Origin of the sequence: Gottschalkia acidurici 9a, from assembly GCF_000299355.1 — a bacterium.
Lineage (GTDB): Bacteria > Bacillota > Clostridia > Tissierellales > Gottschalkiaceae > Gottschalkia > Gottschalkia acidurici.
This window is the reverse complement of record NC_018664.1, coordinates 2,792,363-2,817,286: the sequence shown is the minus strand read 5'-3', so window position 1 is coordinate 2,817,286 and position 24,924 is coordinate 2,792,363. Positions and strand designations below refer to the sequence as shown.

Here is a 24,924-nt window from a genome sequence, read left to right as displayed (position 1 = left end):
TAGTTACGGCTAACTCTAGGAGGCTATTAATTGTGAAAAAGAACTCTTCCGTAGATTTAAAAAATAGTGAAAAAAAGATACTACAATCAATGATGTTTGTATTGATAGTGTTTATGTTTAAACTTGTAGGAGGGATTTTTGCTAACAGTTTAGCACTACTTAGCGACTCTCTCCATTTGATAACTGACTTTATCGCACTGATAATAAGTTGGATTGGGCTTAAGATGACATCTAGAGCCGCCTCACATAAATATACATTTGGATACTATAGACATAGTATTTTGACTGCACTTATTAATAATATATTATTAATAGCAATATCAGTATTTATATTATATAAAGCTGTTGTGAGATATTTAAATCCAGTACCTGTTGAATCAACACTTATGATATTCTTTTCTGTATTAGGGGTTATAGTTAACACTCTTATATTACTAATACTTAAAGAAAATAATGATAATATAAATGTGCAAAGTGCATTTTTACATTTCGTAGGTGATATTATAGGTGATATTTCTGTGCTTATAGGAGCTACAGTAATATACTTTACAGGATTTAATATGATAGATACCTTCCTTAGTGCTATTCTTTCAATACTAATATTAAGAAGTGCTATTAAAATGTCATATGAATGTATAAAGATTTTTTTAGAGTCAGCACCAAGTGATATATCAATTAATGAAGTTTGTAGAGAAATAAAATCAGTTTCTAAAGTTATATGTGTAAGAGATATTCACTTATGGAGTCTTTCTAAAGAGGTAAAGGCTATGACGGCTCTTGTATCTATTGATGAAAAAGATATAAAAGCTTCTGAAGAAATTATTCATGAAATTCAACATCTGTTAAAGGAAAAGTTTAATATAGTTCATTCTACTATACAAATAGAAAGTTCACCATGTAGTAGTTGTTTTCATAGCAAACCTGATCATAGGGGAAAATGCAACTTGTGCATTGATTCACTTATGAAAGAATATGATGAAAGTGAAGATAAGGATAATAATTGATAGTATAAAATAATAAAAATAAATGAAAGTAACTATATAATAAAACCATATAGTAATTGAAGAACCTTCATCCTATACAAGATGAAGGTCTTTTATTATTATATAGAAATATTTTTATCAAATATCATTGTTACTTTGAATAAATCACCATCAACGTCAATATTAAAGCAACCACCTTGAATTTCTACAAAACTTTTTGCTATTGCTAATCCTAATCCTGCCCCTTCAGTGTTACGAGATTTATCTCCTCTAACAAATCTTTCAAGTAGCTCGTTAACATTATAATCTATTTCAGACTCCGTCATATTTTTCAAAATTATATTTACCTCATTTTCTCTATCTATAATATCAATATATACTCGAGAGCCTTTCATTGCATACTTTGTTATATTTATTATGAGATTCTCAAATACTCTAAAAGTACGTTGACTATCTAAGGGCAGAATTACCTTTCCAGTTGGAAAGTTTTTTCTTAATACTAATGATGAGTTTGTTATCTTATCATTCAGTTCTAGCAATGTTTCTTTCATTAGAGATACTATGTCTACATCTACTATATTTAAACTTATATTTCCACTTGTGGCTTTACTTACTTCAAATAAATCTTCTACTAATTCCTGTAGTCTTTGAGACTTTCTATCTAGCGTATCCAAATAAGCTATACGCTTCTCTTCAGAAAGATTCTTATCTTTAAGTAAATCTACATAAGTAATAATAGCAGTTAATGGGGTTTTTAAATCGTGTGAGACATTAGATATAAGTTCAGTTTTCATATTCTGACTTTTTATTTCCTTATCTACTGCATTTTTAAATCCCTCTTGTATATTTTCAATTTTTTCTTTCAGTGGTTGGAATACACCTAAGTTTTCTTCAACTATTGTGTTAAAATTACCTTCTGAAATATTACTTGTGATTTCTAGTATTCTATTATATTTCTTACGTATATCAGTTAGCTTTATCTTGATTAATATGAAGAGCATCACACTATACATAATAGCTACATATATGATGGTAGGCCTCATACCACACATAATCATTATAAAGATAAGGTTTATCCCTAGTATGATTATAATTTGTTTTGTATTTTTATTTCTTAAATCTATATTTTTAAAAGTTATCTTTAAATTATTAATTATAACTTTATATATTAGTGAACTTTCTTTAATATAGATTTTAATTCCTTTGCCCCATATATATTTCAAATTAACAGTTTCTATAAATATTAATCCAAAGCATATAGACCAGTAGATTATGTTTACTATATATATTAAGTATTCTGAAATCATATGTTTGCTAAGTCTTAATCCAAACATTGAAAAATTACCATTAATGCTATCTCTTATTAGATACTGTGGAGACTTAAATATAAAATTTAAGGTAATCCAAACTAGAACTATCCATATTTCAAAAGGTAGCTTAGATATCTGCCTAAAACCTATTATATCTTTTGATTTCTTATATGGAATTACCAAGGCGCTTATTACTATAAATATCAATGCAATACCTATAAAAGTGTTACTCTCTATACTATATGAATGTCTCTCAGCTTTATTAACATAATTAGATATATTATCAATATGCTTTAAATTCTTAGGTATAGCATAAACAAACGTGGCATTTTTAATAGGATTTATTTTTGCATCATTTTTATAATCTTCGCTATTCATTAGCTTATTATAGGCATCTTCTTTTAATGAGAATATACGAATCAGTTCTCTTTTACTTGCGCCATGTATATCTGTTATTACTACTTGTCCTTGTTCATCATACTTTACAACTACATAAAAATCATATATACCTTTTAGTTTTTCTATATTTCCTTTATCTTGTTTTGCTAAATCCTCTATCTTATAATCACTTCTTGAATCTTGAGCCATTGTTTCACTGTCTTTTGCATAATAGTCTAAATTTTTCAAAGAATTATTTAAATTTGTTGTCCACTTAGCTATACCATTATCTAGCACGCGTGAACGATAGATAAGATCTTTCTTTAATCCTGTTAAACCATCTAAATTAAAGAACAATTCTGATGGCTTTAATTTTTCGGATCCCTCCACTTTATTTGACTTTAGCTTATAATATAAAGAATAATTAGATGTAATAAGTTCATTTACTAAGCTACCACTTTCATAAGGATTATCTATATATTTGTTTACTCTATATTCTATACTTGGATAAGATAAACACATACCTATAGATGCTATTAATATGATTAGAATTACTCCTATTTTATTAAGCTTATCTTTATTGCTTTTCAATTTTGTAACCAACTCCCCACACCACCTTTAAATATTTCGGATTTTTAGGATTTATCTCTATTTTTTCTCTTATATTTCTCACATGAACCATTATTGTATCAGTATTTATTGCTTGCTCATTCCATACTCTTTCATATATTTCATCTGCAGAAAAAACTCTTCCCGGATGTTTCATAAGTAATGTAAGTATCTTAAATTCAATAGGTGTCATCTTTACTGGATTACCGTCTAAGGTCACTTCTTTTGCGTCAATGTCTAACTCTAGCCCTCCCACGATTAAAGTTTTATTTTTATTAATATTTTGATTTATCATATTTAAAAACTTTGCATATCTTCTTAGTTGAGAATTTACTCTTGCTAAAAGTTCAAGAGGTTTAAACGGTTTTGTTATGTAGTCATCTGCTCCTATATTTAATCCCATTATTTTATCAACTTCCTCTGATTTTGCTGATAATATTATAACTGGAAAATCGTAATGTTCTCTTAATTTCATAGTGAAAGTTATTCCGTCCATCTTTGGCATCATTACATCCACTATAGCTAGATGTACTGTTTCCTTTTCAAGTATATCTAGCCCCTCAAGTCCATTACTTCCTATAAGAACTTTATATCCTTGGTTTACTAAGTATGCTTCTATAGCAATGGCTATGTCCGGCTCATCTTCTACAACTAAGATGTTATATGGCTCCACCTTATTTCCTCCTTTCCATACCCTTATCGTATCTTTTAATTCTTAAAATAAACTCTAGTAAAATCTAAAGAATTTCTAAAGATTTATAAAATAAAGACTAAGGTATAGTAAAATGTTTTTAAAAATAAAAGAGATCAAATTTCTAATTCTAAATCATATATAGACTCTATCATATAATTGAACTTACATACTTAAGCATATAATAGTCTTATACTATAACTTCTAAATTCTTTATATAATAAACCTTATTAATATACAACAGTAAAGAATAATAGTGTTTAAAAAATATAAAAATCTTTGTTAAATTAAAAGTGAATTAAGTAATTATTTACATAAAGTTTAAAAAGGGTAATTAAATTCATGAAATATGGATATATATATTGTGTATTAGATATACAACAACTTGAGGAGGGGTTAAAGTATGGCTAGATTTACATTACCTAGAGATTTATATTTTGGAAAAGGAGCTCTAGAAGAATTAAAAAATCTTAAAGGACACAAAAAAGCTATTATAGTTTCAGGTGGATCATCGATGGAGAAGTTCGGTTTTCTTCAGAAAACAGAACAGTATCTAAAAGAAGCCGGACTAGAAGTAGAAATATTTTCAGGAGTGGAACCAGATCCTTCTGTAGAGACAGTAATTAAAGGTGCAGAAAAAATGAAAGAATTTCAACCCGATGTTATAGTTTCAATTGGTGGGGGTTCACCTATAGATGCCGCAAAGGCCATGTGGGTATTCTACGAACATCCAGAAAAGACTTTTGATGACATTAAGAATCCATTTACTATGCCTAAACTCAGAAATAAAGCTATTTTCGTAGCAATTCCTTCTACAAGTGGTACAGCGACAGAAGTAACAGCATTTTCAGTAATTACAGACTATTCACAAAAAATAAAGTATCCATTAGCAGACTTTGAAATAACTCCAGATATAGCTATTCTAGATAGCGATATACCACAAACTATGCCTCCAAAGCTAGTAGCACATACTGGTATGGATGCACTTACCCATGCTATAGAAGCATACGTGGCATCTAATAGATCTAGTTTTTCAGATGCATTGGCTAAAGAGTCCATATCTATGATTTATGATAATTTAATAGATTCATATAATGGATGTGAAGAAGCAAGGGGAGAAATGCATATAGCACAATGTTTAGCAGGTATGTCATTTAGTAATGCTTTACTAGGAATTTCCCATAGTTTAGCTCATAAAATAGGAGCTCAATATGGAATACCACATGGATGTTGTAATGCAATATTACTTCCACATGTAATTAAGTTTAACTCTAAGACAGCGTTAAACAGATACGCTGATATAGCCAGAATGCTAGGACTACAGGGAGGAACTGAAAAGCAACTAGTAGAATCATTGATAGAGTCCATAGATTACTTTAATGTTATACTAGATATACCAAGTACACTGGGAGAAGCTGGAGTAGATGAAGAAAAGTTTAACTCTACAATAGACTATATTGCAGAGAACGCATTACTAGATCCATGTACAGGTTCAAATCCTAGAGAAACTAGTGTAGAAGATCTAAAGAAAGTACTAGAATCTGCGTTTTATGGATCACCGCTAAATATATAGGCAAATCTAAATAGCTAGGTAATTAAAAAGCTAATATTTAATTTTTTTAACAGCTAGTAATTTTACTGATGTGAAGATAAAAAACACATTAGAGTAAAATTACTAGCTATTTTGTTTTAAAGGATAAAGATATTTGTATTTTATATGATAATACTTTAAGGATAAAATAATTGCGATAGGGCAAAATTCAATATATCAATGCTTAACATAGGTTGAATAAAAAATATTTATGATATAATATGGGGAGGGAAAGAGGTGGAATCTATGGCAGCAAATTTACAAAATGATTGGAATGAACTTTTAAAGGATGAGTTCGAAAAAGATTATTATCTAAAATTAAGAAGTTTTTTAATTAATGAATATAAAACGAAAACAATATATCCAGACATGTATAATATATTTAATGCACTACATTTTACTTCATATAAAGATACAAAAGTAGTAATTTTGGGTCAGGATCCTTATCATGGACCTAATCAAGCTCATGGTTTAAGTTTTTCAGTAAACCCGAAGGTAAAAATACCGCCTTCACTAGTTAACATATATAAAGAACTACAAAGTGATTTAGGTTGCTACATACCAAATAACGGATATCTAAAGAAGTGGGCAGATCAAGGTATTCTTCTTTTGAACACGTCATTGACTGTTAGAGGTGGAGAGGCGAATTCACATAGGAAGATAGGATGGGAGATATTTACCGATGAAATAATAAGGGTTTTAAATGATAGAGAGGATCCTATAGTATTCATTCTTTGGGGAAATAATGCTATAAGTAAAGAAAAATTAATAATTAACAAGAATCATTTTATAATAAAGTCAGTGCATCCTAGTCCACTATCAGCTAGTAGAGGATTCTTTGGATCAAAACCATTTTCTAAGACTAATGACTTTTTAAGATCTATAGGAAAAGATCCAATTGATTGGCAGATAGAAAATATAGATAAATAATGATTAACAAAGATAGATAGTAAAATTTAAAAATATAAACAAAAATGACAGAGTAAACAGTAAAAGATTACTCTGTCATTTTTATTTAATGATGATAGAAAGGTTACACATAATTAGAGATACTAAGAAAAACTAAGAATAAATGAATTAATATGAATATATCATAAATTATGTATTAAATTATAGGATTATCTATTTTAAATAGTAGAGACATTAATGATAAAAAGGTATATAATGAGCTTGAAACACAATACGACAAAATATGACATACGAGAAATCAAAGATACATATGGTTTAAGGAGGTTTAATTATGAAAAAATCTAAGAAAGTAGTAACAGCACTAGTAGTATCAATACTGACTATTTCTAGTGTAACAGTAGTATTAGCAGGAAGAAATTATAATAAAAATTATAAAAATAAAGTAACATATGAAAATGGAGTTAAGAAAATAGAAAAGCAAATCCCAATAGGTAATGGAACAAAAACAATAGAGAAAGAAATAAACGTAGAAAATACAAATAGTGGGGTACAAAGCCAAGTAAAATATGAGAATGGAGTTAAAACTATAGAAAAACAGATACCAACAGATAATGGAACAAAAACAATAGAGAAAGAAATTAAAGTTGAAAACAAAAATAGTGGAGTACAAAATAAAGTGACATATGAAAATGGAGTTAAAACTATAGAAAAGCAGATTTCAACACCTAACGGAACAAAAACAATAAAAAACAAATTAATATAGAAAATAGAAGATAAAGATATATTGTTAGATCATTATAACTTTATTTTTCCTTCTTTTCTTTTATTACTATCATGATAGCCAATCCTAATATAAATACTGCATAAACAGCTAATGGAACTATAGTGATTCTATCTCGTGCAAGAGGCGAATACATGTAATGCCATATAGGATTCATCTTATCACTTCCTTCTATAATTATATTTCTTATCAATCTTTATTATAATTTTTACTAATTTTAAAATATATATTCTTTATGTTTTAAGCATATGGAATATATATTTTTTATTTTTAAATAATATATTGACATTCATGGTTTACACATGTAGACTATGAATAAGGTTTACGTTCGTAAACTGTACTTATATGGAGGTGTATTATTATGAGTAACAGTTCTAAAATATCAGAGGCAGAATTAGAAGTTATGAAACTTCTATGGAATACAAGCCCTTTATCTTCTAGTGAGATTATATCTTCTTTATCAGATAAGATGGATTGGTCAAGTCAGACAATAAAGACTTTTATAAATAGGCTTTTAAATAAGAAGGTAATATCATTTGAGAAATCAGGTAGAAGTTATCTATACTATCCTTTAATTTCTTATGATGAGTACGTGAAATCAGAAAATAAATCTTTTCTTGAAAAAGTTTATGACGGTGCTATCGGCATGCTATTTTCAAAATTTCTAGAAGAGGAGAAGCTGTCAGAAAAAGAAATTGAAAAACTTCAAAAGATTTTAGAAGAAAAGAAAAATGAATTAGAAGAATAGTTGAAATTTATTATATTTTTATTACTTAAAAAAGCATACATTGAGTAAAAAATCTAAAAAGGGAGCATTAAAATGAATATACTTGAAAAATCTTTATTGTGGACTTTGTATTCTTCATTCATTGCTACTATTATGGTGTTACTTATACTAGTGATAAAAAAACTATTCAAAAATTACATTACTCCTAGATTTCAAAATATGTTATGGTTTCTGATAATAATAAGACTTTTGATTCCCACTTCTATTGGAAATCCTTCAGACTTAATAAATATTGTATCAGAAAACTATAAGAACATAGTGAATTATGGAAAGTCAGATTTGACTCAAACTATTTTAAATTCTTCAGACTCTACTTATAGTTTAGAGAATGTATCTGAAGAATATTTAAATGATAGTGTATCTAATTTAAATAATGCAGATAATGAAAAAAGTTTTGAAAGATTTAAAGAAGAAAATTCTTTAAAAAGTAATTTTTTAAATTTAAAGAAGATAATATACGAGTTTAAGGATAAAGAAAAAGCTTCGATAAAAAAGGTTATAATGATATCTTCATACCTATGGATTATTGGAGTTATTATTATGACTATCTTTACACTTTTATCTATCTTAAAGTTCAAGAAAATTACAAACGATTTTTTAAGAGTTAGTGATACACAAATTAGATCTATGTTAGAAGTATCTAAAGAAAAACTAGGATTAAAAAAAGATATTTTAGTTTATTGTAGTGACAGATTTAATATCCCATTTATATATGGAATTTTAAAACCTAAGATTTATATTCCAAGGGATATTCTAAATATGAATAATAGTAAAGAATTATTTTACATTATTTTACATGAGCTCACTCATTATAAGAGGAAGGATATATTATACAACTTACTTTCTATAATAGCTCTATCTATTCATTGGTTTAATCCCATTATATGGATTGTAATGAAAAAAATAAAAGAGGATAGAGAATTAGCATGTGATAGTTGTGTTTTAGAGGTTCTTGAAGAGCATGAATCTATACAATATGGAATGACTATATTAAGTCTTTCTAAGATCTTCTCAAGTAGTGGGAATAAAGAAAGCTTCAACTTACATTTTTATGAAGATAATACTCAAATTGAAAGGAGGATCATGATGATCAAGAAATTTAAAGAAGGATCATATAAAATGTCTATTACAAGTATTACAACTGTAATATTACTTAGTTTAGTTACAATAGTAAGTGCCGATGGCAGCAAACTTATTTCTAATGTAGATAAATCTATAAGTCAAATTAATAAAGACAAAGATGATACAGATTTTAAGCTATACTCCTCCGATGATTCACTTGTATTTAGTACTTTAGATAGATTAAAAGATTTTGTGAACTTCGAGTTTAAGGTTCCTAATTATCTACCATCAGGATATAAGCCGGCTACTTTAACACTGGAGAAAGAGAAAGAATATATAGCGAACTTTGACTTTATTAAATACTCCACAGATTATCTGAAATATCCTAATGATACACCATTGAGATCAAATAGTTATATCAAACTTTTAGTTTCTAAAGAAAATATCAAAGAATATCTTATGAACAAAAATAAAAGTTATGAGAATGATCTTGATAAGGTAGATGTAAATTTCGAGGAAGAACATATGACTATTTCTAGCATAGGGGGTAGTGTCATTACCATAAAAAAGAATACAATCTCGGATGGAAATAGAATGCAAGTGATGGATATGAAGACTGGTCAAATGATAGATAGACAAGTATACTCACAACCTAAGGAAATTAGAAGTGTAGAAAAATATTTCATATGGAATAGCAAAGATATATGGTATGGAATTAGATATTACAATAAGATTGATGATATTAATATGTCTTATTTTAAAGAAGAAGAAATTTCTAAAGATGATATGAATCAAATAATAATGTCATTTAAGTATTCTGATGATGTATATTGGAAAAATCATATATCTGAATCTTCTAATGATAAATCTCCATACTTTCTAAATAGCAATTTAATTATATATGATAAAAAGGACTTGGAAGAAGCTGAAAGACTTCTTGGGTTTAAACCTAAACTTCCTTTAAAGTTACATGGCGACTTCGTTCCTAGCTTATCAAGAGTAGAGCCTTTGACTAATAGTACAATTGAGACAAGTAGAAATATTTCTACATATTATGAACAGCGTCAACAAAACGATAATACGATCTTATCACCACGTATAACGTTTGATCAAAGAAAAAATACAAATAAATATATTTTGTCTGATGAAGAAAAGTCTAACGAATCCTCAATAATGATAGAAGGTAAAAAGGTTCTTATGTATGAATTTGATCAAAACCGCGATATTATTAAGACATACATATGGAATGAAGAAGATATCCTATATAGGGTTGTATTTGTAGGTCAAATAGATAAACAAAAGGAAATAGTAAAGACTTTTATGAACTAAAACTTAATTTTATTTTTTATTATAAAATTTGTATAGTAAATGAAATAAATTAAAAGGAAGTATTTATATGAATATACTTGAAAAAGCTTTATTATGGGTTTTATACTCTTCGTTTATAGCTACTATTATGACAATACTTATATTAGCTATAAAAAAACTTTTTAAAAACTATACTAGTCCTAGGTTTCAGCATGCTTTATGGTTTCTCATATTAATAAGACTTCTACTTCCTATTTCTGTTGGAAGTCCTTTGGACTTAATAGACAATGTATCAGAAAGCTATAAAGATATAATAGATTTTGAAAAAACCGATCTATATAAATCATCTAATTCTAAAGAATCCAAGGATAGTTTAAATAATGATATAGAAGAGTATAGAACGGGTGATATATCTAGATTAAATGATAATAGCAAAATTACTACTGAAGAGATGTATGAAGAAAATACTTTAAAGGGTAAATCCTTAAAAATAGAAAAACTATTATATGAATTTAAGGAACAAGAAAAAGACTCTATTGAAAAAATAATAAAGATATCCTCATGTATATGGATTACTGGATTTAGTGTTATGGCTATATTTGTTTTCTTTATTACTTTTAGATTTAAGTGCAATACAAAAGAATTTTATAAAGTTAATAATCCACATATTGAGCATATATTAAAAATATCTAAGGACAAGTTAGGTTTAAATAAAAATATCTCTATTTATAGCAATAATGAATTTAAAAGTCCTTTTATATATGGAGTTTTAAATCCTAAAATTTATATCCCTAAATATGTCTTAGATAAAGCTACAAGTCAAGAACTGTTACATATTATTTTACACGAGCTTGCTCACTATAAAAGAAAAGACTTAATATCTAATCTGATTTCTATAATAGCGATACTATTTTACTGGTTTAATCCAGTTATATGGTTTGCAATGAAAAAGATGAGAGAAGATAGAGAGATAGCATGTGATAGTTATATATTAGAAGTTCTTGAAGAACATGAATCTGTAGAATATGGAATGACTATATTAAGTTTTTCTAAAGACTTTTTTAGTAATAGTTATAAAAACAATCTTAATCTATGCTTTTATGAGAGTAAAACACAAATTGAAAGGAGAATTATGATGATAAGAAAATTTAAAAAAGGTTCTTATAAAATGTCTGTTTTAAGTATTGCGCTTCTTACACTATCTGGATCTGTAGTATTAGCTGGTAGTGGAGGTAACATACTAGATTCTAATACAGCTATATTTGAAAATCAGAGTTTGGAAAAAAAGGATAACGAAGACTTTAAATTATATCCCTCTAATGGAAACGGAAGCCTTATATTTAGCAATTTAGATAGAGCAAGTGATTTCATAGATTTTAGATTTAAAGTTCCTGACTATTTGCCATCAGAAACACAGTTAATGAGTATAACTCTTAATGATGATAAAGGTAATTTGATAGGAATGTCCTTTGGTAAATCCAAGCCTAATTCAAAATTAATGTTTGAGTCAGAAGGAAGATTTAACTTTTTAGTTTCTAAAGAAGATCTTATAGAAAATTTAAAAAATAGACATAAGAGTAGAAGCAATGGAACTGAAGATATTACAGTAGAATATAAAGAGAAACCTTTTAGCATTTCTAATATACATGGTCAAAATGTTACTATAACATCTAGGGCTATTAGCAAAATATCAAGTGATGAATCAAATGCTAAAGATATAGAAATAAATGAAATGGAATATTTCATATGGAATAGTAAAGATATATGGTATGGAATTGAGTATGAGAAGCCTTATGGAATTTCTAGAAATGATATAGAAAAGATAGTTACATCACTTAAGAACTTTGAAGATGTATCCAAAGATAAATATACATCTAAAAATTATCGCACTTATAGAATATATGAAAAAAAAGATTTAGAAGTGTTTGAGGAAATTTTAGGATTTAAACCTAAACTTTATTTAAACTTGTCGAAAGAACTTGTAGCTAATGGAGCACGTTTAGATAATATAAGAAATGAATGGGTGATGATTACATCGTACGGTTCTCAAGATGGTAGTTCAATAAAGATATCTTTTATTCAGGGTAAAGATACAAATTATTATGACTCTTTAAAAGAAAAAGATAAAAGCGGTATAGATGATAGTTTTAAAAATGAGAAAGGTCCTCTTAACACAAGCCATAGAGTTGATAAGTCTAGAACAACTTCTTTAAAGATAAATGATATTGATGTTTTTGTGCACACTCAAGTTGATACTTATGATAATCCTAAAGAAACTTTCACACAGACTGATTATGTATGGAAGCAAGATAATATTGTATATTACGTTAATGTTTATGGAGAACCAGATAATCATGAAGATATAGAAGATATAATAAAAGATTTAATGAAGTAATAAATCAATTTATTTTACTGTCAAGTTTTCTATATTTTAAATATGTGATTTTAATCATTAAATATTAAGATGAAAAATACTAGTATATTAAATATTTAAAAGAATCTGAGTATTATCTTTTTTAAATGGATATTATCATAATAGACTTAATATAAAATAATTAAGAAAGAAGGTTAACTATGACTGATAATATCCATTATGAATTAGCCACATTTGCAGGAGGTTGTTTTTGGTGTATGGTATCTCCATTCGATGAAAGACCGGGTATAATAGAAGTACTATCAGGATATATTGGAGGACATAAAGAAAATCCGACTTATGAGGATGTATGTTTAGGTGATACAGGACATTATGAAGCTGTTCAAATCAAATATGATCCTGAGATATTTCCTTATGACAAATTGCTGGATACATTTTGGCAGCAAATAGACCCGACTGATGTTGGTGGACAGTTTAATGATAGAGGGGATTCTTATAAAACAGCAATATTCTATCATAATGAGAACCAAAGAATGATGGCAGAAGAATCTAAAAGAAAGTTAAATGAAAGTGGACGCTTTGACAAACCTATAGTTACTGAAATTTTACCAGCAACATTTTTCTACTCAGCAGAGGAATATCATCAAGATTTTTATAAGAAGAACCCGTTACGTTACAGAGCATATAGGAAAGGATCTGGAAGAGAGGATTTTATAAAGAAGAACTGGAAGAAAAAAAAGAATCATGATGAACTAAAGCAAACCTTAACTCCTATTCAGTATGAGGTTACTCAAAACAATGGTACTGAACCACCATTTAGGAATGAATTCTGGGATCATAAAGAAGAAGGCATATATGTTGATATAGTTTCTGGAGAACCCTTGTTTAGTTCATTAGATAAATATGATTCAGGCTGCGGATGGCCAAGTTTTACTGACCCTATTCATAAAGAACAGGTGACCGAAGCAGTAGATAAAAGTCATGGTATGGTACGTACTGAAGTGAGAAGTAAGGCTAGTGACTCACACTTAGGACATGTTTTCAATGATGGACCTAAACCTAACGGGTTACGATATTGCATTAATTCAGCAGCACTTAGATTTATACCTAAACATAAACTAAAAGAAGAAGGATATGGTGAATATCTACATTTATTTAAGAACTGATACTAATCAGTTCTCTTTTTATATATAGATTTAATATGATAGACAAGATAAAACGGATCTGCTCTTTAGTGTTTTTTAGAGAGGTTAACTTTTGTGTAAGATTAAGTTAAAATGTATAGTAACTAAAGATTTAAAAGGAGGTACATATGCTAAACAAATTAACTGAAAGAGTTTATTATTTACCATATCAAGATGAAGGATGCCAGCCTGCATTAGGACTAATAATCGGAGATAAATATAGCTTAGTGGTGGATGCAGGTAACTCTATGGGTCATGCTAAGGAATTTTTAGAAGAAATATCTAAGCTTGATATTCCACCGTTAAAATATCTAGCTATAACTCATTATCATTGGGATCATGTAGCTGGAATATCTACTATGAATCTTACAACAGTATTAAACGAAAAAAACTATAAAAATATAGAAGACATAAAGACTCTAATAGAAAATGATAAAAAAATTAGCGTTAAGGAACTAGGTAGAGTTAAACATAGTACTGCTACAAAGTTAAGAAAGCAAGTATCTGAAGGACTGAGTATTTCAAATGGAGATATAATATTTAATGGAAAAGTTGAAATTGATCTGGGTGGCATAAAGTGTATTGTGGAGAACATAGGAGGAGATCACTCGGAAGATTCTAATCTTATATATATTGAGAATGAAAAAGTAATGTTCTTAGGAGATTCAATATATAGAGATTTAAACAGAAGACATAAATGCTATCATATGGAGAAACTAGTTCCACTCATAGAGAAGATAAATAGATACGATACTGAATATTATCTTACAGCGCATAGGCCTGTATATACAAAAAAAAGTATGAAAGAACTCTTTGATATGATGATAGATATAGGAAATTTAGTTGGAAATAAAACTGATTTAGAGGAATTAACTAAGAGTTATAGTGAAAAGGTTAATAGAGAAGTGACAGAAGAAGAAGTATTTTATATAGAGAGCTTTATAAATAGAAATAAGAACTAGGATATTATTAAAAAACTATCAATACTATAAAGAATCTAAAGTATTGATAGTTTTTAATTTTTATTCTACTTCTACCATCCAACCCTCAGGAGCCTCTACATCTCCGAATTGAATTCCACAAAGTGTATCGTAAAGTTTTTTAGTAATAGGTCCAACTTCTTTTTCACTATAGAAAACATGGAAGTCATCTTTGTATTGTACTCCACCTATAGGAGTAATAACAGCTGCAGTTCCGCAAGCTCCAGCTTCTTTGAATTCATCTAATTTATCTATATAAACATCTCTTTCCTCTACTTTAAGGCCTAAGTAGTCCTCTGCAATAGTTTCAAGAGAAATTCTAGTTATACTTCTAAGTATAGAAGGAGAAGTTGGTGTAACAAATTTATCATCATGAGTAATACCAAAGAAGTTAGCTGATCCTACTTCTTCTACTTTAGTACGAGTAGCAGGGTCAAGGTATATACAGTCAGCAAATCCTTTTTCCTTTGCTATACTTAGAGGATAAAGACTTGCAGCATAGTTTCCACCTACTTTTGCAGCTCCAGTACCATGTGGTGCAGCTCTATCAAAATCAGGAGCTACTAAGAAATTAACTGGGTTAACTCCTCCTTTGAAATAAGGACCTACAGGAACACAGAATACTGAGAATATAAATTCAGGTGCACTTTTAACTCCTATATTATCGCCAACACCTATTACAAAAGGTCTTAAGTAAAGAGTTCCACCAGTACCATAAGGAGGTACAAAGTGTTCATTTGCTTTAACAACTTGCTTACATGCATCTATAAATTTTTCAACTGGAACTCCAGGCATAAGTACTTTATGACAACTTTCAATCATACGCTTAGCATTTTCATCAGGTCTAAATAGTTGAACTTTACCATCTTTTGTACGATAGGCCTTAAGTCCTTCGAAACATTGTTGACCATAGTGAAGTGCAGTAGAGCCTTCACTTATAGTTAACTTATTATCTTCAACTAATTTTCCTTCGTCCCATTTACCATCTTTCCAAACTGAGATATAGCGATAATCAGTTTTTATATAGCTAAAACCTAGATTATCCCAATCAATATCTACTGTTTTGCTCATAAATATCACTCCAATATATAATAAATTTATTAATACGTATAAGTTAATAAAAAAATATCATAAGACTTTATGTATAATTATAACACAATAAATCGCATTAAAGAAGGTTACTTGGTTAGATATGAAAAAATAAAAATTACTAAAGAGCGTATATCTTACAACATAATGTAAATAATACAGTAAAAAGATGGATTTATAAAAAGTAAACTTAAGAGGAGGATTTTAAAATATGAAAAAGAAAGTGGTGGCGATTAGTCTGTCAGCTTGTATACTATTGAGTAGTCAAATTTATGCATCACAGCTACTTGATAGTAAATTATATGAGAGTAGAAAATCTGTAGTTTTAATTGAAGAAAATGCTGGAATTAGTGATTCAAGATACAACGAATATGAAGGTATAATAAAAGAAATAATAGAAAGCAATGGTAGATTATCTATATTAGTAGAGATAGAAAATAATGATACTTTTGAAAAAGCGATGTTTAAGATAAGTGATGATGTAATTCTGCTGAGTGATAAAACAAAAGACTTTATAAACCATGAAGACCTAAAAGAGGGTGCAAAAATAAACGTTTTTTGTAATGAAAAAACAGATACTAAAAGAAATATTTCACCTATACTAAACCCTTCAGTTATTGTAGTAAATGAAGCAGAAGAATTAACTCCAGTCAAAGTATCAAAGTTTAATGAAGAATTAATTAGCATAGACAATCAATTGAAGCTAAATATATCTGACAAAACTATATTAATTGATAGAAATGAAAGCTTATTAAATGAAGAGGACATATATAATAAAGATTTAATTGTGTTCTATGGACCTTCTGTTACAATGAGTATACCAGGCCAGACCTCTGCTAATAAAATAATTGCACTAAAACCTAAGATAAAAGTATTGGATAAGGTATTAATAGATAAAAAAGAAAAGGCTCTTAAAAATAATATGTATACATCAAAAGGAGTAACAATGATTCCTCTTAGGGAAATTTCAGAATCTCTAGGATACAAAGTATCTTGGAATAAGGAAAATAAATTAGCAGGATTATCAAAAGGTAATAAATTTATAAAGGTAGGATTAAATGAAGATAAGTATAGCTTTGAAAAGATGATACTAAAGCTTGGAGCTGAATCAGAGGTTAAAGATGGAACTACTTATGTTCCCTTAGATTTTACAAACAAGGTTCTAAAATTAAATCTAGAGGTGTCTGAAGATGGAACTATATTAATAGATAAAGAATAGGTTGATTAATTTTCGAGTTACCAAACAATAAAAATTGGTATAAGTTTATACTTAGTGTTAAACAAAAATTACCATAAATTTTTAATACACTAAGCTAAGAACTATGGCATATACAAATGTTTTAAACTTAAACAAAGAAACATACAATTACATAGGTGATGTAAATTCTGGAGTGTCTAATACACAGTTAAATCCTTTGGTTAATTTAATATAAGCTTTAATATTATTAGATGAAATTTATAAATGTTTAAAAGCAACATGATAATTAAAAAAGGTTTTTAAAAATAGGGAATTTTCACACACATAGAATGAATAAATTAGATAATATATAAATATATATTATCTAATTTTAATTTTATAGTTGCATAGCTAAAATATCAGTGATAATCAAAGTGAAAGTACATTGGACAAGTAGTATTTAGTAGGAGGAATGAAAGGGCTATTAAATAAACTTAATCAAATTGTAATTTTACAGCTGTTATATGGTGGTATACTGATTAATATAGTATTAATGAAACAAATACTAAGTAAACCATAATTTGAATCAAAATGATAGGAGAGATGCAGCATGAAAAGAAGATTAATATCATTAAGTTTATCCACTTGTTTATTACTAGGTAGTTCAGTTTTTGCAGCAGGCGCAAATAAAATAGAAGAATCAAATAAAGTAACAAGTGTAACAACAGAAGCGAAAACAGAAAATATAAATACAGATATAAAAGAATTAAATTCAGAATCAGACTATATAACTTATGAAGGAACAATAACAGAAGTAAATAAGAGTGAAAAAAGCACAAGTATATTAGTAGAAAACAAAGATAACGAAGGCTTTAAAAGTATAAGATTTAATATAAGTGAAGATGTGTATCTATTAAGTAATAAAACTAAAGACTTCATCAACAAAGATGAACTAAAAGAAGGCATGAAGATTAATGTATTTTATGGTAAAAATACACCAATGACAAAAAGTTTACCACCTATTGCTAATCCTTCAGTAGTAGTAGTAAATGAGTCAGAAGAACCAGATGGAGTAAAAGTAGATAGATTTAATGATCAGCTTATAAGTACAGATAATTTTCTAAAGGCAAATATTAGTGATAAAACTATTATAGTAGATAAAAATGGAAACAAACTAGAAAAAGAAGATATATATAATAAAGATTTAATTGTATTCTATGGACCAATTATGACTATGAGCATTCCAGCACAAAGTCATGCAAATAAAATAATATTATTAGAATCAGAAGTAAAAACATTAGACAAGATAACTGTAAATGGTCAAGAAAAAGAACTTAAAAATAAAATATATAAATCAGGTAAAAGCACTATGATACCTTTAAGAGATATTGCTGAGGTACTTGAATATAAAGTAACTTGGAACAATGATCTTAAAGTAGCAGAATTAATAAAAGGAAATAACTTCGTAACTGTGAAGCCAAATGAAGACAACTATAGTTTTGCAAAAATGATAGTAAAACTTGGTGTAGCATCAGAATTAAAAGATGGTAACACTTATGTTCCACTAAGCTTTTTAGATAAAGTATTAAAGTTAGACTATGAAATAACTAAAAGTGGAGTTATAAACATAAAATAAAGAATACATTGACTAATACATCCATTAGTTATTATACTTAAATAAGATTATAAATATGGATGGTGATGGTATGGGGCAAGCAATCGGAATAGCAGAATTTAAAAGTATAGCTAAAGGAATAGAAATGCTAGATTTAATGACTAAAAAAGCTTCTATTAAAATAATAGAAAACAGAATTATATGTATGGGAAAATTCTTCTGTGTGATTTCTGGAGAAGTAGCTGACGTAACAGCTGCAATAGATAGCTGTAAAGAACTTTCATCTGATTTACTGGTAGGTGCGAAGGTAATACCTAGTTTAGCAGATGATGTTATAAATAAAATTAATGCTAAAATAGACAGAAATAATATAAGAGCTATAGGAGTAGTAGAAACTAGGGATACTAATAGTGGATTATACTGTGCAAACTACATTAAAAAATCCTCACAGGTAGAGATACTAAGAGTTTCTATAACTCTTGGATTAGCTGGAAAATCTATAGTGATATTTACAGGAGACATAGCTTCTGTTAAAAATGGAATAGAAGTAGCAAAAGAAAAAGTTAAGGATCCTAAAGATATGGTTGCCGCAGTAGCAGTACCATCTCCTTCAGAAGAATTTATAGAAAATCTGTTTAAGTAAAAGACAATATATAAATATAACAAAAGGCCATAAATAATTATTTATGGCCTTTTCAGACTGATGACAAAGATAAATTGTCATCAGTCTTTTGTTTTTCAAAAAGGAAGTAGAGATCTTTTGTAGAAATATATTTAAGATAGTTTAATACACAAGGAGAATCAGTTATACTAAAAACAAATGATACAAATCAAAGTGAATTAGAGTTAGTATATATAGAAGAACCTGTTCCAGAAAATCATCTTCTTAGAAAGATAAATAAGTATATAGACTTTTCATTCATAAGAGATTTGACAAAAGATTTATACTGTCTTAATAATGTACGTCCTGCAATAGATCCTGTTGTAATGTTTAAGATGCTTTTCATAGGATATCTCTTTGGGATAAGATCAGAAAGAAGCTTGTATGTGAAATAGAAGTTAACATTGCGTATATATGGTTTTTAGGAATGTCTTTAACAGACAAAATACCAAATCATTCAACAATAAGTCAAAATAGAAGAAGATTTAAAGAAACCAATATATATCAAGATATTTTTGATAACATTGTACTTCAAGCAATAGATAAAAATCTTGTTGATGGAAAAATACTTTACTCAGACTCAACACATTTAAAAGCTAATGCTAATAAGAATAAATTCAAAAAAGAATTAGTTGAAAAGTTTGTTAAAAACTACGTTAATGCACTAGATGAAAGCATAAATAGTACAAGAGAAAGCCACAACCAAAAACAGCTAAAAAAAAGAATATGCCCCTAAAATAAAAGAAACAAAAATAAGTACAACTGACTCAGAAAGTGGATACATGGTTCTAGATAATAAACCCAAGGGGTTCTTTTATCTAGAACACAGGACTGTAGATAGTAAAAATAATATAATAACAGATACTCATGTTACAGCTGGAAATGTAAATGGTGCAACCCCATATATAGATAGGTTAAATAGACAGATATCAACGTTTGGATTCAATGTTAATTATGTAGGATTTGATGCTGGATACTTTACAGCACCATTATGCAAAGAAATAACTGAAAAAGGAATACAGTTAGTAATTGCATATAAGTTAGGATCACATCAAAAGGGAAAATACACAAAAAATAAGTTCATATATTTAAGAGAATGGGACGTTTACACATGTCCTAATGACAGGTTTTTAGAATATAAAATAACTATACGAGAAGGTTATTCAGAGGATATCAGTAAAAAAGAAGATTGTATAGATTGTCCTAAAAAAGAAAAGTGTTTAATTGGTAAAAACAATACTAGAACAATTAGAAGACATGTCTCGGAAGAATATAAGGAAAAAAACATTAAATTTTTAAAAACAGATAAAGGCAAAAGAATATATAAAAGAAGAAAAGAAACTATAGAAGGAAGCTTTGCTGATTCAAAACAGCTACATAGGTTTCGTTATTGTCGTATGCGCGGAAAAGAAAAAGTAAGTAAACAATGTTTACTTACATCTGCTTGTCAGAATATGAAAAGGATATCTAGAATACTAGCTTCCTAAATTATTAAAAAAAGCAATATACTTAGCTAGGTTTTATGAAAAAGCTCACATAAAAGTCTAAATCAAAAAACATGAAAACTCTCATAAAAATTTTTATGAGAGTTTTTCAACAATCTGAGAAGATCTTAATGGATCTTCCCATTATTTATATTTAGATATAAAAGCTTCAATATGATCTTTTATTTCTTTTTCGTAAGTTCTGTCATTTAAACTTAAAGAGTCCTGTATCACTCCATTTTTTAATTTTACTAAATAGGGAACATATCTAACATCGTATTTATTTACTATTTCTTCAAATCCATCTTTTTCTCTCCAATAATCACTATTAAAATAGTATACAGTTACATTTTTGTCTTCAAGTGTTTTCTTAAGGTGATATTCAAATTCTTGACAATATGGACAAGTAGGACGTCCAAAGTAAATAAGATTATCTCGTGTTTGTTCAAAGAAAGTAAGACTATCTATTTCAATTAATTTTTCAATTTTATAGATATTAATTATTGAGTCCTTATCATCCCATTCAGTGTGAAATCCTAAAGTTTCACTAATAAACCTAAGTGGTACAAAAACTTTTCCATTATTAATTGTAGGCATAGGATCTAGATTGACTTCCTCGCTGTTTACTATAGCCTTATACGCTCCTATGTTAAGACTTACTTCCTTTTTAGTGTTTATTCTAATTGTTTGAGACTGAAATATCCAATCCGCTTCCGCCCCTAGCTCATTCACTATAAATTGTAAAGGCACTAAAGCTCTATAATCACTATTAATAAATGGCTTTTCATCATCAAATTCTATAAACTTTCCGTTTACTTTAATTAAAATATCACCATTATTCTCCATAGAGGCAATTGTAGTATTGCTAATCATAGCAAAGTTTAATGCCAATATTATAACTATTATTCCCCTTCTTATCATGCATATTCCTCCATTTGCTTTTATCTTAATTAAAAAATCAAGTTAGATACTCTTAAAATTAACCCTTTTAGAATACCAACTTGATTTTTTAATTAATATATGTTTGTTATTATATATAGTAATAATTAATTTTATTTAGTCATACGGTTTATTTGTACCTTAAACCATACACCCATATGGCCATACTGCGAGGTATTCAGCATTCTTGGCATCTCCACCAGCTTTATTTATTATTCTTGCATAATATGTGCTAACTGAATTTACGTTTATAGAAATCTCCCATCGTCCATTGGTGTATTCTGGAGAAAATTTTCCAGTATATCCAGTTGCATTATTAATTATTTCTACCTCATAAAAAGTATCCGCTTTTACATTAAATGTCCCCCTGCAAAAGTTATACATCGTATAGGTAAAATTTTTAGTTCCACTCCAGTTACTTCTAAAGTTATTAGGACCATATGAATTAGGTGCCATACTTGTTGGAATATTAGGGGCTCTTGCAGTTATATCTTCTTTTTTTCCGACATTTATATTATGTGAATTTTCATCAATATACACTTCATGAACTTTTTCGGAAGGATTTTCAAAAAAATCTTTCACCACGTCTTTATTTTCGATAGTTTCTTTATTTGACCTTTCATCAAAATCTACTTTGTAAACTTCAGAGTAGTTTCCAAAAAAATCATCTAATAGTTTCTGCTCACTACTTATGACTTCACCATTCGTACTAATTGAGCTTGCATTAATAGGAACAGTTGACATAGAGACTAACATAGATATAGTTATACACTTTAATACTTTTTTCATAAATAATCTTCCTTTCGTTTTAAATTATTTAATATTTAACTAGTTATAAGGATAGTTTATTAAAAGAAAAGTATTGAATCATTATTATCATATAATATACAGTAATTTCACTTCGATATGATTTTATATATTTTCGGAAACTTGTGCTCCATTTTTTCTACTTTTTATTTATACTTCTTATAGCTTTTATATAAATATTCATCTATAATATATATTTTTATATTCTTTCTTTATAAGCAGTCGCATCTAATTTTTTCACTTTTAGTTATTATCCTTATTATTCTAGTTTTAAATTTTTATTGTTTGTTTATAGTCAAAGTATCATAATCTATATAGCATGTCAACCATATATAGGCTTTTAAGGCAATTTTACCAATATAGCTAATTTTTATCTACTAATCGACATTATATTACATTTCATTTTTTTATAAAGTTAGCTATACTATCATCTGAAAAGGAATTTATATATAATCTACAAGAGCAACATTATGATGTTAGTACAGTAAATAACTCTATTTAAATGTCAAGTTTTAATGGTCTTATATTTAAGATATGTAGTATATATAAGGAAAATTGAAATATAAAATCCTCATAACTCTTTTTTAGTATGCTTTATCTCCAATGAATAAACATACTAAAATTAATCATAAATCAAAAAAATGCAACTAACTTTTAGTTTTGATTTGACTAATAATTTTGATGTGGATGATGAGGTTTTCCTGGTGCACAATATTATTGAGGAGATGAATTTAAAGTTTTTAGATAGTGTCTATTCTAATAAAGGTAGAAAGCCAGTTGTAGAGCCAAAGACCGTGTTGAAAATTTTAGTTTTTGCATACATACATAGAAAATATTCCGTCAGAGATATTGAAGATGCTTTTAAGTATGATTTTCGATTCAGATGGCTTTTAAATAACAAAAAAAACCCTGACCATGTAACCATCAATAGATTTAGGAATAAAATATATCCTTTTATGGATGAAATATTACACCAGTTAGTAGATCTGCTAATTGAACAAGGAGAAATTGATTTAAAAAGCATATACATAGATGGAACGAAAACAGAAGCAAATACTAATAGATACACATTTGTGTGGAAACAATCTACACTTAACTATCAAGAGAAATTAATACAGAAAATACTAGAATATTTCAAAAGTAATGAAAATTTATCTAGTGAGGATTGTAAAAAGCTTGTTTTAATTTAATTCAATAACATAAGAAATATTTGTAAATCACAAAATATAATTTTTGTTTATGGTCAAGGTAAAAGAAAAACAGAAGAGCAAAGAAAATATAAAATGTTTGAAGAATGGCTTGATAAGCTAAATATATATGAAAAACATTTGAATATGATAGGAGAAAGAAATAGCTATTCTAAAACAGATCACGATGCGACTTTTATGAGATTAAAAGATGATCATATGAAAAATGGTCAGTTAAAATTTGCTTACAATATTCAATGTGCAACAAATGACGGATACATTGTAGGTATAGAAGAATTTAGCAATCCAGCTGATGTAAAAACCTTAATCCCTTTTATGGACAATCTTCTAAAAAAGTATGATACAAAAATAAGTAAAGTTGTAGCAGACTCAGGATATGAAAGTGAAGAAAATTATCTTTATTTAAGAGAAAAGAAAATGAAACCCTTCATAAAACCCTTAAATTATGAAGTGAAAAAGACAATAAAATATAAAAATGACATATCAAGAAAAGAGAATATGACTTAATATAAGGCAGAAGATTACTATCTTTGTCATAATAATAAAAAGCTTAAATTTGAAAAGATGATATATAGAAAAAATAAATATGGATTTAAAAGTGAGTCTAAGATTTATCTATACAATGACTGTCTAAATTGTACATATTCTAGTGAGTGCATCAATATGAAAAACAAAACTGGATTAAAGCGAATATATGTTTCTGAACAATTTGAAAAATTAAGGAAAGACTCAGAAGAAAACATAATGACAGAAGAAGGAATTACAGAAAGACTTAATCGTTCAATTCAGGCGGAAGGAATATTTTCATACATTAAATCAGGAATGAGATATTTTAGATTTAGACATAGAAGTATGGAAAAGACTATTTCTGAAATGATATTACTAAGTATTGCGATAAATATAAGGAAGGTAAGTAGCAAAATAAAGGCAGACAAATTAGGTTTTATCCGATATAAAGAAGCAATTTTAAAATAGAAAAGACACCATAAATAAAATG

20 protein-coding genes and 2 pseudogenes are annotated in these 24,924 nt (G+C 27.8%); 16 read left to right on the top strand and 6 right to left on the bottom strand.

The window, feature by feature from the left end:
• Positions 1-32: 32 nt before the first annotated feature.
• Positions 33-1,004 (top strand): cation diffusion facilitator family transporter, encoded by a 972-nt coding sequence (locus CURI_RS13395; protein WP_014968808.1) that lies wholly within the window; start codon positions 33-35, stop codon positions 1,002-1,004.
• Positions 1,005-1,102: 98 nt separating this feature from the next.
• Here the strand turns inward: CURI_RS13395 and CURI_RS13390 are convergent, their stop codons facing one another.
• Together CURI_RS13390 and CURI_RS13385 are read right to left on the bottom strand one after the other, a co-directional pair.
• On the bottom strand, positions 1,103-3,274 hold the full coding sequence (locus CURI_RS13390) for a sensor histidine kinase (RefSeq protein ID WP_014968807.1): 2,172 nt from the start codon (positions 3,272-3,274) through the stop codon (positions 1,103-1,105).
• A complete protein-coding gene (locus tag CURI_RS13385) occupies positions 3,249-3,953 on the bottom strand; it encodes a response regulator transcription factor (RefSeq protein WP_014968806.1) in 705 nt (234 codons plus the stop codon). The genes CURI_RS13390 and CURI_RS13385 overlap by 26 nt, the downstream gene beginning before the upstream one ends.
• Before the next feature lie 421 nt (positions 3,954-4,374).
• Here CURI_RS13385 and CURI_RS13380 point away from each other — a divergent pair, with 421 nt between their 5' ends.
• The 3 genes from CURI_RS13380 (at position 4,375) to CURI_RS13370 (ending at position 7,234) form a co-directional block, all read left to right on the top strand.
• Positions 4,375-5,544, top strand: a complete 1,170-nt coding sequence (locus tag CURI_RS13380) for an iron-containing alcohol dehydrogenase (protein WP_014968805.1) — start codon at positions 4,375-4,377, stop codon at positions 5,542-5,544.
• A gap of 264 nt (positions 5,545-5,808) precedes the next feature.
• A complete protein-coding gene (locus CURI_RS13375) occupies positions 5,809-6,492 on the top strand; it encodes a uracil-DNA glycosylase (protein WP_041702180.1) in 684 nt (227 codons plus the stop codon).
• A gap of 310 nt (positions 6,493-6,802) precedes the next feature.
• Positions 6,803-7,234 carry a hypothetical protein gene (locus CURI_RS13370; RefSeq protein ID WP_014968803.1) on the top strand — a complete coding sequence of 144 codons (432 nt, stop codon included), beginning with the start codon at positions 6,803-6,805 and terminating at the stop codon, positions 7,232-7,234.
• 40 nt (positions 7,235-7,274) lie between these two features.
• On the opposite strand, the gene CURI_RS16410 is transcribed toward CURI_RS13370, so the two are convergent.
• Positions 7,275-7,409 (bottom strand): hypothetical protein, encoded by a 135-nt coding sequence (locus CURI_RS16410; RefSeq protein ID WP_266353502.1) that lies wholly within the window; start codon positions 7,407-7,409, stop codon positions 7,275-7,277.
• Positions 7,410-7,613: 204 nt separating this feature from the next.
• Here CURI_RS16410 and CURI_RS13365 point away from each other — a divergent pair, with 204 nt between their 5' ends.
• The 5 genes from CURI_RS13365 (at position 7,614) to CURI_RS13345 (ending at position 14,929) form a co-directional block, all read left to right on the top strand.
• Positions 7,614-8,000, top strand: coding sequence for a BlaI/MecI/CopY family transcriptional regulator (locus CURI_RS13365; protein WP_014968802.1), 387 nt, complete (start codon positions 7,614-7,616; stop codon positions 7,998-8,000).
• A gap of 72 nt (positions 8,001-8,072) precedes the next feature.
• Positions 8,073-10,430: a M56 family metallopeptidase gene (locus CURI_RS13360; protein ID WP_014968801.1), complete on the top strand. Its 2,358-nt coding sequence runs from the start codon at positions 8,073-8,075 to the stop codon at positions 10,428-10,430.
• A gap of 67 nt (positions 10,431-10,497) precedes the next feature.
• On the top strand, positions 10,498-12,804 hold the full coding sequence (locus CURI_RS13355) for a M56 family metallopeptidase (RefSeq protein ID WP_014968800.1): 2,307 nt from the start codon (positions 10,498-10,500) through the stop codon (positions 12,802-12,804).
• A gap of 179 nt (positions 12,805-12,983) precedes the next feature.
• A complete protein-coding gene (gene msrB, locus CURI_RS13350) occupies positions 12,984-13,949 on the top strand; it encodes a peptide-methionine (R)-S-oxide reductase MsrB (protein WP_041701830.1) in 966 nt (321 codons plus the stop codon).
• Positions 13,950-14,095: 146 nt separating this feature from the next.
• A complete protein-coding gene (locus tag CURI_RS13345) occupies positions 14,096-14,929 on the top strand; it encodes an MBL fold metallo-hydrolase (RefSeq protein ID WP_014968798.1) in 834 nt (277 codons plus the stop codon).
• A gap of 60 nt (positions 14,930-14,989) precedes the next feature.
• Here CURI_RS13345 and CURI_RS13340 read toward each other — a convergent pair whose 3' ends face one another.
• Positions 14,990-16,018 carry a branched-chain amino acid aminotransferase gene (locus CURI_RS13340; protein WP_014968797.1) on the bottom strand — a complete coding sequence of 343 codons (1,029 nt, stop codon included), beginning with the start codon at positions 16,016-16,018 and terminating at the stop codon, positions 14,990-14,992.
• Positions 16,019-16,247: 229 nt separating this feature from the next.
• Here CURI_RS13340 and CURI_RS13335 point away from each other — a divergent pair, with 229 nt between their 5' ends.
• The 4 genes and pseudogenes from CURI_RS13335 to CURI_RS13320 all read left to right on the top strand — a co-directional run bounded on the left by CURI_RS13335 (position 16,248) and on the right by CURI_RS13320 (position 20,976).
• The gene (locus CURI_RS13335) at positions 16,248-17,255 is read left to right on the top strand and encodes a stalk domain-containing protein (RefSeq protein ID WP_014968796.1); all 1,008 of its coding nucleotides are present in this window, start codon (positions 16,248-16,250) and stop codon (positions 17,253-17,255) included.
• Positions 17,256-17,823: 568 nt separating this feature from the next.
• Positions 17,824-18,849, top strand: coding sequence for a copper amine oxidase N-terminal domain-containing protein (locus CURI_RS15135; RefSeq protein WP_014968795.1), 1,026 nt, complete (start codon positions 17,824-17,826; stop codon positions 18,847-18,849).
• Positions 18,850-18,904: 55 nt separating this feature from the next.
• Positions 18,905-19,471 (top strand): BMC domain-containing protein, encoded by a 567-nt coding sequence (locus CURI_RS13325; protein WP_041701829.1) that lies wholly within the window; start codon positions 18,905-18,907, stop codon positions 19,469-19,471.
• A gap of 164 nt (positions 19,472-19,635) precedes the next feature.
• Positions 19,636-20,976: pseudogene (locus CURI_RS13320) on the top strand (IS1182 family transposase).
• Positions 20,977-21,117: 141 nt separating this feature from the next.
• On the opposite strand, the gene CURI_RS13315 reads toward CURI_RS13320, so the two are convergent.
• Both CURI_RS13315 and CURI_RS13310 read right to left on the bottom strand, forming a co-directional pair.
• Entirely contained in the window at positions 21,118-21,894 is a 777-nt protein-coding gene (locus CURI_RS13315) for a DUF6568 family protein (RefSeq protein ID WP_014968792.1), read from the bottom strand.
• A 159-nt stretch (positions 21,895-22,053) separates the two neighbouring features.
• Positions 22,054-22,701, bottom strand: a complete 648-nt coding sequence (locus CURI_RS13310) for a hypothetical protein (RefSeq protein WP_014968791.1) — start codon at positions 22,699-22,701, stop codon at positions 22,054-22,056.
• A gap of 659 nt (positions 22,702-23,360) precedes the next feature.
• Here CURI_RS13310 and CURI_RS15130 point away from each other — a divergent pair.
• From CURI_RS15130 to CURI_RS15120, 3 genes and pseudogenes are all read left to right on the top strand, one after another.
• The gene (locus CURI_RS15130; RefSeq protein WP_081580455.1) at positions 23,361-23,909 is read left to right on the top strand and encodes a transposase; all 549 of its coding nucleotides are present in this window, start codon (positions 23,361-23,363) and stop codon (positions 23,907-23,909) included.
• A gap of 93 nt (positions 23,910-24,002) precedes the next feature.
• Entirely contained in the window at positions 24,003-24,434 is a 432-nt protein-coding gene (locus tag CURI_RS15125; protein ID WP_051003996.1) for a transposase, read from the top strand.
• Between the two features lie 33 nt (positions 24,435-24,467).
• Positions 24,468-24,902, top strand: a pseudogene (locus CURI_RS15120) (transposase); the annotation flags it as partial.
• Between the last annotated feature and the right edge of the window lie 22 nt (positions 24,903-24,924).